We start from the raw sequence: 7,990 nt of genomic DNA on the forward strand, positions 1-7,990 counted from the left end.
ACAAACGGAAGGCTGGACAAACCACGCGGGCCGGCGCGAAAGCCGCCGTATGATACGAAGCCCGGGTGGGTCAGATTTACTTCGGCGATATGCCGGAAGGTGGGTCAGATTTGAACCGGCGTTGACAGAAATAGCCAAAATAGTGCTTGAACTGAGGCAGGAATTCCCCTTGACCGATCTTCTCCAGGCGGCGAGGTTGCCACGTAGTACGTACTACTATCGGGTCAAAACGTTGGCCACCCCAGACCGGCATGGTGGGCTCAAGGCGAAGATTCAGGCTGTCTATGCTGCACATCGCGGCTTGTATGGCTATCGTCGCATCACCTTGACTATCCGCAGTGATGGCGAGCTAGTCAATCACAAGAAGGTGCAGCGCCTCATGAACGAATTGGGAATCAGGTCGAGGGTGCGCCGGAAGAAATTCCGATCGTACCAGGGCGAGGTCGGCGAGGCCGCGCCGAACCTGCTCAATCGTGAATTCACCGCGTCGGGCCCAAACGAGAAGTGGGTCACCGATGTGACCGAGTTCCGGGTCGCGGGGAAAAAGCTGTACCTTTCTCCGATCATGGACCTCTACAATGGGGAAATTATTGCCTACGAGTCGAGCCATCGCCCCGACTTCCCGATGGTCATGGGCATGCTCAGGAAAGCTGTCAAGAAACGCGGGAATGCGGCTACACCGATGCTTCATTCAGACCAAGGTTGGCACTATCGCATGCAACCGTACCGAGCGGCACTGGCGCGCTATGGAATGAAGCAAAGTATGTCGAGAAAAGGGAATTGCTTCGATAACGCGGCCATGGAAAGCTTCTTTGGCACTCTGAAGGCCGAGTACTTCCATCTCACGGACTTCGAAGACGTCGATGCATTACGGGTAGGCCTGAAGGGCTACATCGACTACTACAACCGACACCGCATCAAATCGAAACTTGGTGGACTGAGTCCCGTGGAATATCGAATGCGAGCGGGAAAAAACTAACGCTTCAACGTCCAACTCTCGGGGGTCAATTCAAATCCGGGGCGATTCACCCCCCCCTCCTCAGGCGATCCCAAGTCCTGGCCTTCAACACCGCCACCCCTGAAAACAACCGGCAAACTGGCCGAAAAAAAGGCTCTCTGCCTTTTGCCAGCTTATACGCAGGGGCATGACGGCCTAAGCTACCTAAAACCAAAGGGCCCCGATGAATATCTGAAAGAGACGATTGCCGTCACCAGCCAGAGGACATACAACTGCCCGCCAAACCGCATGGAACCTGACTTTGTCGACCGCACTATATCGTGTCGCACGGTATCGGCAGACGGTATGGCGCTTAGCCTAGTTTGGACCTAGGCTGAGAGCGCCATTTATGCCGTTGCCAATACCGTCGAGTTCAGCGTCTCGCAATAATCGACCACGAGAGGATCAAGAAAATAGTTACCTTTTTAAATCAATAGCTTAGAGGCATGTCAACGGTCAAATTTCATCAACCTTTACATGCAAATTATTATGCAAACCATTGATTTACAAGAGATTTTTTAACCCATCACTCCCACTCGATTGTCGCAGGCGGCTTACCGGAGACGTCGTACACGACCCGGTTCAAGCCACGTACTTCGTTGATGATGCGGTTCGAGACCTTGCCGAGCAGGTCATGCGGCAGGTGTGCCCAATGCGCCGTCATGAAGTCTTGCGTCTGCACGGCGCGCAGCGCCACGACCCATTCATACGTCCGCCCGTCTCCCATCACACCCACGCTCTTCACCGGCAGGAATACCGCGAACGCCTGGCTCGTGAGCTCATACCACGTCTTGCCGCTGTTCGGCTCCACCGTGTTACGCAGCTCTTCAATGAAGATCGCATCGGCACGACGCAGCAGATCGGCATAATCGCGCTTCACTTCACCCAGAATCCGCACGCCCAACCCTGGGCCCGGGAACGGGTGACGATAAACCATGTCATGCGGCAGACCCAGCGCCACGCCCAACTCGCGCACTTCGTCCTTGAACAGATCGCGCAGCGGCTCAAGCAACTTCAGCCCCAGCGTCTCCGGCAGGCCACCCACGTTGTGGTGGCTCTTGATCGTCACCGCTTTCTTCGTCTTTGCACCGCCCGACTCGATCACGTCCGGATAAATCGTGCCTTGCGCCAACCACTTCGCGTTCTTCAGCTTCTTCGCTTCCGCCTGGAACACTTCGACGAACTCACGCCCGATGATCTTGCGCTTCTGCTCCGGATCGGTCACGCCCTTCAAATGGCCCATGAACTGGTCAGCAGCATCCACATGCACGACCTTCGCATGCAGACGGCCCGCGAACATCTCCATCACCATCTGACCTTCATTCAACCGCAACAGACCGTGATCGACAAACACGCACGTCAATTGATCCCCGATCGCGCGATGAATCAGCGCCGCAGCAACACTCGAATCGACGCCGCCCGACAAACCCAAAATCACTTCCTCATCGCCCACCTGCTCGCGGATCGCCTCGACAGCCTCCCCGATGTGGTCACGCATGATCCAGTCCGGCTTCGCCTCGGCAATCTCCAGCACAAACCGCTCAAGCAACTCGCGGCCCTTCGTCGTGTGCGTAACTTCCGGATGGAACTGCACCGCATAGTAGTGACGCTTCACATCGGCCATGCCGGCAATCGGGCAGCTCGGCGTCGACGCCATCAGCGCAAACCCCGGCGGCAATTGCGTGACCTTGTCGCCATGACTCATCCACACTTTGAGCATGCCGTGGCCCTCGGCCGTCCGGAAATCCTCAAGGCCCTCGAGCAGCGGCGTATGACCATGCGCGCGCACTTCCGCGTAACCAAACTCGCGGTGGTTGCTCGCCTCGACCTGACCGCCCAACTGCACCGTCATCGCAAACATGCCGTAGCAAATGCCGAGCACCGGCACCCCCAGATCCCAGACCGCCTGCGGCGCACGCAGATCCTGATCCTCATAGGTGCTCGCGTGGCTACCCGACAGAATGATCGCCTTCGGATTGAATTCGCGGATGAACGCGTCCGAAACGTCGTTCGGGTGGATCTCGCAGTAGACGTGCGCTTCGCGAACGCGGCGCCCAATGAGCTGAGTGACTTGCGAGCCGAAGTCAAGAATGAGGATTTTGTCGTGCATCGTGAGGTACGGATGAAGTGGATTCGTTGGACGTCGGCGCCGTGGCGGAAGGCACGGGCGTGACAATGCCAGTAGTGCCCGCAGGCGCAACCGGCGTAGGAGTAACGGGGGCGGAGCCGCCACGAGGCGTCTCCATTCGCGGCTCAGCGCGCGTGCTACGGGCCTCGTCGACGGCCCGGACGTCAGCGTCGTCGTACGGCACGTCGCGCCGGGTGTCGCTCACGACACCCCCACGCACTCGCCCGCCCGCGTGCTGCGCCGCCTGCACACGCTCTTTCGTGCGCACACTGGACGCCAGCTTGACAAGAATGGCGCCCACCACCAGCAGGACAGCACCGAGCGCCGGCATCAACAACTTGCCGCCCCCCGTCACCGCCAACTGGCCGGAGATCAGCCAGCCCAGCACGAACGCACCGGTCACCCAGTTGATATGCCCCGTCACCTTCGCGACAGTCGCCGTCAACTGGCCGTTCACGGTGGCGTGCCATTGCAGCCAGGCCACGCCGATGAAGGCCACACCAAGCGCCTGCGCATACAGCACGGGCGATGGCGCGGGCACTTCAATGGCCGCATACAGCGATGACCAGAACGACCCGATCAGCAGCACACCGAGTGCCAGATTCAGCGCCGCATCGAGGAACAGTACCGTACGCAACATGGCCTTCATGGGCAATTACTCCACGTGGTAGTTGGGGGCTTCCTTCATGATCTGGACATCGTGCACGTGCGATTCGCGCATACCCGCCGCCGTGATTTGGACAAACTCCGCCTTCTCATGCAAGTCCTGGATCGACGGGCAACCCAAATACCCCATCGACGAACGAATACCGCCCGTCAACTGATGGAGAATGGCCATCACGCTGCCCTTGTACGCCACACGCCCCTCAATGCCCTCAGGCACGAGCTTGTCGGCGTTGTTGGCCGGATCCTGGAAGTAACGGTCGGCCGCGCCATCTTTCATTGCGCCCACCGACCCCATGCCCCGGTAGCTCTTGTACGAGCGCCCTTGATACAGGAACACTTCGCCCGGCGCCTCTTCCGTGCCCGAGAACATGCTTCCCATCATCACCGTGTGCGCACCCGCGGCCAGCGCCTTCGAAATGTCGCCCGAATAACGAATACCGCCGTCAGCAATCAGCGGGACACCCGTGTCCTTGAGGGCTTCGGCCACGTTGGCGATTGCCGTGATTTGCGGCACACCGACCCCCGCGACGATACGCGTCGTGCAAATCGAGCCGGGGCCGATCCCAACCTTCACGGCGTCCGCCCCATGCTCGACCAGCGCCACTGCAGCGCTCGCCGTCGCGATGTTGCCACCCACCACTTCGATCTGCGGGAAATGCTTCTTGACCCACTGCACGCGGTCGAGCACGCCCTGGCTATGGCCGTGCGCCGTATCGACCACGATCACGTCGACCCCCGCCGCCACCAGCAACTCGACGCGCTCTTCATTGTCCGCACCCACGCCAACGGCAGCGCCGACGCGCAGCTTACCGTGCTCGTCCTTGCTCGCGAGCGGATGCTCGGTCGCCTTCATGATGTCCTTGACCGTCATCAGCCCGCGCAGCTCGAACGCGTCGTTGACGACCAACACACGCTCCAGCCGGTGGCTGTGCATCAATCGCTCGGCATCGGCCGGCGATGCGCCTTCGCGCACGGTAATGAGCTTGTCCTTCGGCGTCATGATCGCACGCACCGGCTCGTCCAGGCGGCTCTCGAACCGAAGGTCGCGATTGGTCACGATCCCGATGAGCTGTGCGCCCTCGACGACCGGGAATCCGGAAATGCCATGCTGGCGCGACAGCGCAATCACGTCGCGCACCTTCATGTGCGGCGGAATCGTGATCGGGTCACGCAGAACGCCCGACTCAAATCGCTTGACTTTCGAGACTTCCCGCGCCTGCTCCGCCGGCTTCAGATTCTTATGAATGATGCCGATACCGCCCTGTTGCGCCATAGCAATGGCCAGACGCGCTTCGGTCACCGTATCCATGGCGGCCGACAGCAAAGGCATGTTCAGGGTGATGTTGCGCGTAAGCTTGGTTTTCAGGCTGGTGTCGCGCGGGAGAACGGCGGAGTACGCCGGGACGAGGAGCACATCATCGAAAGTGAGTGCTTTTTGGATCAGACGCATGGCAAATCCTATAGGCGCAAAATCGAATTATACAGAAATCGCAGAAGGCATGGCGCGTCTGCCTCACATGTCAAGGGGCTTTTTCCCCGACGGATCGGCCGTGCGCCCGCCCGGCTCGAAGCGATCGACGTCGCTGCCTCGCGGAGTGCCGGATTTCACAAGAGCAGCGCCCCAGGCCCATGCTATTCTTCCGCCCTTTCTGCACCTCTGCACCTCTCTGCGTGCGGCGCTACCGCGCACCGGAGGCTGCGGATCACCGACAGCGCAATCGCACGAACCACGGATACGAATTTCATGGGGCAAGGCATTTCTTACGGACTGGCGGCGGGCGCATTGTGGGGGCTGGTCTTTCTCGCCCCTCGCCTGCTGCCCGGCTTCTCGCCGCTGGAACTGTCGGCCGCCCGCTACGTCCTGTACGGACTGGTGTCGGCGCTGCTGCTCGTCCCACTTTGGGCGCGCCTGCGACACAGCGTCACCGGCAACGATTGGCGGGCGCTGTTTCGGCTGAGCCTTGTCGGCAACCTCATTTACTACCTGTTTCTCGCCGGCGCAGTGCAGATGGCAGGAATCGCCCCCGCCTCGCTGATCGTCGGCGTGCTGCCCGTCACGGTCACGTGGGTGGGAAGCCGTGACCATGGCGCCATCCCCCTGTCACGGCTGGCGGGTCCGCTGGCGCTGGTCGCGGCGGGTATCGTCTGCATCAATGTCGATGTGTTTGCGCATGCGTCGGCAACCGGCGCCGACTGGCGCCTCACCCTGGCCGGCATCGCCTGCGCCGTTGGCGCACTCGTGAGCTGGACGTGGTACGCCGTGGCCAACGCCCGCTATCTGGCGAGATTCGGTCATTTCACGAGCCAGGAATGGTCGCTGCTCACGGGGGTTGCGACAGGCGCGCTCGCACTCGCCTTGGCCGTGCCTGCCGTGCTTCTGCCGCACCCGGTCGCGCCCGACGTGCCGCGTGACTGGCAGATGTTTCTGGGCGTGAATATTGCCGTGGCCGTTGGCGCGTCGACCATCGGCAATGCCTTCTGGAATGCGGCGAGCCGGCGCCTGCCGCTTACCCTGTCGGGTCAGATGATCGTGTTTGAAACGCTGTTCGCGCTGGTCTACGGCTTTATCTACGAACAGCGTCTGCCTCGCGTGCTGGAACTCGCCGCCATCGTGCTGCTGCTCGCAGGCGTGAGCGCATCGGTACGGCTGCATTCGCGAGGCTCGGCGCATTGACCGGCCCCGCGGCCGGTCAATGTAGCGTCGGGCTTAGCTGCCGCGACGGCTGCCCAGCCACTTCTGCCCTTCGCGGCTGCCTTCGTTGCGCACCTTTTCGACGCGTCGCTGACGCGCCAGCTTGGGATCGGCTTTGAGCGCTCGATAGATTTCGATGCGATCGCCCGCCTCCACGGCCGCGTCGAGCGCGCGCACCTTGCCGAAGACGCCGGCTTTCATATGCGCGAGATCCAGTTCCGGATAGCGTTGCAGCAATCCGCTGCGCTCGATCGCCTCACGCATCGTGGCGCCTGGCGGCAACGTCACCGAGACGATGGTCTGGTCGCTCGGCAGCGCATAACAGACTTCGACGCTCAGCTCACTTGGCATACACCGTCTCCGCGCGTTTGACAAAGGCGTCGACAAACGTATTGGCGATGTGACTGAACACCGGACCGATAACCTTCTCGAGCAGAAAATTCGCAAATTCGTAATGAAGGCCGAACTCGATCTTGCAGGCATCTTCGCGCAACGCCGTAAACTTCCAGGTGCCGTGAAAACGCTTGAAAGGCCCTTCGACAAAGGTCATCTGAATGGAATGCGGGCGTTCCTGGATATTGCGCGTTGCGAACGAGTGCTTCAGGCCTTTGAAGTCGATCAACAGCGACGCCTCCATGCTGTGCTCGTCTTGATGCCGAATATCGACACCCCCGCACCAAGGCAGGAATTTGGGGTAATCGGCGACATTGGTCACCAGATCGTACATTTGCTCGTCGGAGAAATGCACGAGAACGGTTTTACTGACTTCGGCCATCGTCTGTCGGGCAAGATGCTCGCATGACACGTGCGCCATCGATGCCACATCGATCCGCGCGCGTCGCAAGCCGCCGCTTGCCGAGACTCTTTGTTAAAATCGCTATTTTACCCGAGCCCGACTCACCGGGTCCGACCAAGTTACCCGCCAAGGATCCATGAGCATCATCGACAACAAGAAGGCCTTCTTCGATTACTTCATCGAGGAGCGATACGAAGCCGGGATCGCGCTCGAAGGGTGGGAAGTCAAGGCCATTCGCGCCGGGCGGGCGCAGATCAAGGAAGGCTATGTCGTCATCAAGAATGGCGAGATCTTTCTGATCGGCACACACATCAGTCCGCTGCAAACGGCCTCGACGCACATCAAACCAGACCCCGTGCGCACCCGCAAGCTCCTGCTCAAAGCCGATGAAATCAAGAAGCTCATCGGCAAGGTGGAGCAACGTGGCTACACACTCGTTCCGATCAACCTGCACTACAGCAAGGGACTGGTGAAGTGCGAAATTGGGCTCGCCAAGGGCAAGAAGCTTCACGACAAACGCGAGACAGAGAAAAAGCGCGACTGGGAACGCGAGAAAGCGAGCCTGATGCGCACGCAGACGTGAGGTGTAGAAGTCGCGACCCGATCTGACAGTTACCCGTTTTGAAGGTGCCTGACTGTCAGATCAAATTCAGGTGGCCGACTTTTTCGTTCCACGCCTCCTTTCCTGCGATGAGGGTTTGCAGAGGCGTC

General features: G+C 60.2%; 7 protein-coding genes and 1 pseudogene. 3 read left to right on the forward strand and 5 right to left on the reverse strand.

What is annotated here, in order from left to right:
- Positions 1–49 precede the first annotated feature (49 nt).
- On the forward strand, positions 50–979 hold the full coding sequence (locus tag ACE3UG_RS21685) for an IS3 family transposase (RefSeq protein WP_374627814.1): 930 nt from the start codon (positions 50–52) through the stop codon (positions 977–979).
- Positions 980–1,523: 544 nt separating this feature from the next.
- On the opposite strand, the gene guaA is transcribed toward ACE3UG_RS21685, so the two are convergent.
- From guaA to guaB, 3 genes are read right to left on the reverse strand one after another with little or no spacing between them, the layout of a single operon-like run.
- A complete protein-coding gene (gene guaA, locus ACE3UG_RS21690) occupies positions 1,524–3,107 on the reverse strand; it encodes a glutamine-hydrolyzing GMP synthase (RefSeq protein WP_374627802.1) in 1,584 nt (527 codons plus the stop codon).
- Positions 3,082–3,774: a hypothetical protein gene (locus ACE3UG_RS21695; RefSeq protein WP_374627804.1), complete on the reverse strand. Its 693-nt coding sequence runs from the start codon at positions 3,772–3,774 to the stop codon at positions 3,082–3,084. Before ACE3UG_RS21695 ends, guaA begins: the two co-directional genes overlap by 26 nt.
- A 6-nt stretch (positions 3,775–3,780) precedes the next feature.
- Entirely contained in the window at positions 3,781–5,241 is a 1,461-nt protein-coding gene (gene guaB, locus ACE3UG_RS21700; RefSeq protein ID WP_374627806.1) for an IMP dehydrogenase, read from the reverse strand.
- Positions 5,242–5,535: 294 nt separating this feature from the next.
- Between guaB and ACE3UG_RS21705 the strand changes: the two genes are divergently transcribed.
- Entirely contained in the window at positions 5,536–6,465 is a 930-nt protein-coding gene (locus ACE3UG_RS21705; protein ID WP_374627808.1) for a DMT family transporter, read from the forward strand.
- Between the two features lie 33 nt (positions 6,466–6,498).
- Here the strand turns inward: ACE3UG_RS21705 and ACE3UG_RS21710 are convergent, their stop codons facing one another.
- Together ACE3UG_RS21710 and ACE3UG_RS21715 are read right to left on the reverse strand one after the other, a co-directional pair.
- Complete coding sequence (locus ACE3UG_RS21710; protein ID WP_374627810.1) at positions 6,499–6,834, reverse strand: RnfH family protein; 336 nt, start codon at positions 6,832–6,834, stop codon at positions 6,499–6,501.
- Positions 6,824–7,258, reverse strand: coding sequence for a type II toxin-antitoxin system RatA family toxin (locus ACE3UG_RS21715; protein WP_374627812.1), 435 nt, complete (start codon positions 7,256–7,258; stop codon positions 6,824–6,826). Before ACE3UG_RS21715 ends, ACE3UG_RS21710 begins: the two co-directional genes overlap by 11 nt.
- A 154-nt stretch (positions 7,259–7,412) precedes the next feature.
- On the opposite strand from ACE3UG_RS21715, the pseudogene smpB reads away from it, so the two are divergent.
- Positions 7,413–7,862, forward strand: a pseudogene (gene smpB / locus ACE3UG_RS21720) (SsrA-binding protein SmpB); the annotation flags it as partial.
- Between the last annotated feature and the right edge of the window lie 128 nt (positions 7,863–7,990).

This window comes from Pandoraea sp., assembly GCF_041919235.1.
Lineage (GTDB): Bacteria > Pseudomonadota > Gammaproteobacteria > Burkholderiales > Burkholderiaceae > Pandoraea.

Coding starts and splice junctions, on each gene's coding strand:
- ACE3UG_RS21685 (WP_374627814.1), top strand. CDS start 50: ATGATACGAAGCCCGGGTGGGTCAGATTTACTTCGGCGATATGCCGGA.
- guaA (WP_374627802.1), bottom strand. CDS start 3,107: ATGCACGACAAAATCCTCATTCTTGACTTCGGCTCGCAAGTCACTCAG.
- ACE3UG_RS21695 (WP_374627804.1), bottom strand. CDS start 3,774: ATGAAGGCCATGTTGCGTACGGTACTGTTCCTCGATGCGGCGCTGAAT.
- guaB (WP_374627806.1), bottom strand. CDS start 5,241: ATGCGTCTGATCCAAAAAGCACTCACTTTCGATGATGTGCTCCTCGTC.
- ACE3UG_RS21705 (WP_374627808.1), top strand. CDS start 5,536: ATGGGGCAAGGCATTTCTTACGGACTGGCGGCGGGCGCATTGTGGGGG.
- ACE3UG_RS21710 (WP_374627810.1), bottom strand. CDS start 6,834: ATGCCAAGTGAGCTGAGCGTCGAAGTCTGTTATGCGCTGCCGAGCGAC.
- ACE3UG_RS21715 (WP_374627812.1), bottom strand. CDS start 7,258: ATGGCCGAAGTCAGTAAAACCGTTCTCGTGCATTTCTCCGACGAGCAA.